This is a genomic window from Neoroseomonas rubea, from assembly GCF_016106015.1.
Classification (GTDB): domain Bacteria; phylum Pseudomonadota; class Alphaproteobacteria; order Acetobacterales; family Acetobacteraceae; genus Neoroseomonas; species Neoroseomonas rubea.
On record NZ_JACADQ010000496.1, the window covers coordinates 1 to 2,128 of the forward strand.

A 2,128-nucleotide genomic window follows, 5' to 3' on the forward strand; every position below is an offset into this window, starting at 1 on the left:
TGCGCGGCCGCCAGGCGAGCGCGATGCGCCGCGCGAAGCCGCCGGCGAGCGGACGGAGTTCCACCGCGGAGCCGGCGGCGACGCCGCCCGCGACGGCAAGCCGCGGCAGCAGCGTCATGCCGAGCCCCCCGCCCACCATCTGCACCAGCGTGTGCAGCGAGGTGGCGGCGAATTCGCCCCCGGGCGCCGGCCCGGCCAGCCCGCAGGCGGACAGCGCGTGGTCGCGCAGGCAGTGCCCGTCCTCGAGCAGCAGCATCGATCCAGCACGGTCGAGCGCCGCGGGCGCGACCTCGGCCGCGTCGGTGAGCGGATGGCCGGGCGGGAGGGCCACCACGAAGGGGTCCTCGGCAATGGCCTCGGTCTCGATCCCGCCGCCGTCGCAGGGCAGCGCGAGCAGCAGCAGGTCGAGCCGCCCGGCGGCGAGGGCTTCGAGCAGCCGGTCCGCCACATCCTCCCGCAGCCACAGGCGCAGGCGCGGGAAGTCGGCGCGCAGCCGGGGCATCAGGCGCGGAAGGATATAGGGCCCGATGGTCGGGATGGTGCCGAGGCGCAGCGGCCCGCTCATCGGGTCCCGCGCCGCCGCGACGGATTCGACGCAGGCCGAGAGCGCGGCAAGCGCGATGCGCGCCCGGCCGACCAGTTCATGCCCGAGCGGGGTGAAGACCGGGCGCTTGCCGCCCGTGCGTTCCAGCAGCGCCGCGTCGAGCAGGCGTTCGAGGGCGAGGATGCCGGAGGAGAGGGTGGACTGTGTCACCGCGCAGGCGGTTGCCGCGCGGCCGAAATGCTCATGCTCGGCGAGGGCGACGAGGTAGCGCAGCTGCTGCGGGCTGGGCAGGTCGGTCATGCCCGCCGGAGTATCCCGGACGCCTCGATTCGGTCACGGAATGTTGGCCGCCCCGGGCCAGGTGCCTTGCGGCCGGAAGTCCTGCGCGGCGCTCAGGCCGCGCAGCTGCCCTCGCCCGAGCCGAGCCCGATCAGCGACTCGCGGTCCACCAGTTCGATCCCCGAATGCCCGTGCAGGCGAATCCAGCCGCGCTTGCGGAAGGCGGAGATGGCGCGGCTCACGGTTTCAAGCGTCAGGCCAAGGAATTCGCCGATATCGGCGCGCGTCGCCGGCAGGTCGAAGACCGGGCCCGGGCGGCCGCGGCGTTCCTGCGCTTCCGCCAGCGAGACGAGGAAGGCGGCGACGCGTTCCTCGGCGTTGAAGCGGCCGAGGGCGAGGATATGGTCCTGGCTCGCCGCGAGTTCCTTGACGCAGAGGTCGAGGAAGCGGCGTTCCAGCACCGGGTAGCGGCGGAACAGTTGCTCGAGCCGCCGGCGGTCGAGCCGGCAGACCGTGCCGCGCGTCAGCATCTCCGCCCCGAAGGCATGTTCGCTGCCGGGCGTGAAGCCCAGCAGGTCCCCGGCGAAGCGAAAGCCGATCACGGATTGGCGGCCGTCCGGCAGCACGCGCGTCAGCCGCGCCATGCCTTCGGTCAGCGTGTAGACGTAGCGGGCCGGATCCCCCTGGTGGAAGATCGCGTCCCGGGGTTCGACGGTGAGGCGCTCGCTTTCGCCCGACATGTCGTCGAGCGCCGCGACATCGAGCGGCGCGCAGAGCCCGATGGAACGGGAGCCGCATTTGACGCAGACGTTCGCCTCGGTGCCGAGGCCGTCCATCATCCCGCGCGTGGCGTCGAGTGGGTTCATGATCACCTGACCGGGCGGCCGTGTCGCCCGAAGCTCCCCGTGACCTTCTGGCCACTTCATGAGTTTCCTCGCAGCCTTGAGGCAGATCAAGAACAAAGACACGCATGACGGCTGCATGTGATGTGCATGATGCGCGGGTTAAGTGACGCGCGCCGCATGTCATGACGCAACGAGAACCAGGTCATGCAGACAGTGCATGTCGGGTGTCTCCAGGGAGGATCCGGATGGGGCTGGACAGCACGGCGTTTCGTCTCGACGGGCGAAGGATCCTCGTCACCGGCGCCTCGCTCGGCATCGGGCGGGCCATCGCATGCGCCGCGGCCGGCGCGGGGGCCACCGTCGTGATCGCGGCGCGCGGGCGCGACGGGCTCATCGCGCTCGCTGCGGAAATCGCGGCCGCGGGCGGGGTGGCGGAACCCCTGCCCTTCGACGCCGCCGA

Annotated in this window: 3 protein-coding genes; 1 reads left to right on the forward strand and 2 read right to left on the reverse strand. The window is 72.1% G+C overall.

The genetic code is table 11. The features are described from left to right. A partial coding sequence (locus HW577_RS24100) for a hydrogen peroxide-inducible genes activator (RefSeq protein ID WP_198378637.1) occupies positions 1-844 on the reverse strand: 844 nt, incomplete at its 3' end. 92 nt (positions 845-936) lie between these two features. Beyond that, positions 937-1,689: a helix-turn-helix domain-containing protein gene (locus tag HW577_RS24105; RefSeq protein ID WP_198378638.1), complete on the reverse strand. Its 753-nt coding sequence runs from the start codon at positions 1,687-1,689 to the stop codon at positions 937-939. 224 nt (positions 1,690-1,913) lie between these two features. On the opposite strand from HW577_RS24105, the gene HW577_RS24110 reads away from it, so the two are divergent. Next, the coding region (locus HW577_RS24110; protein WP_198378639.1) for an SDR family NAD(P)-dependent oxidoreductase at positions 1,914-2,128 on the forward strand (215 nt) is incomplete at its 3' end.

Excerpts from the sequence above, each read along its gene's own strand:
- HW577_RS24105 (WP_198378638.1), bottom strand. The coding sequence starts at position 1,689 with ATGAACCCACTCGACGCCACGCGCGGGATGATGGACGGCCTCGGCACC.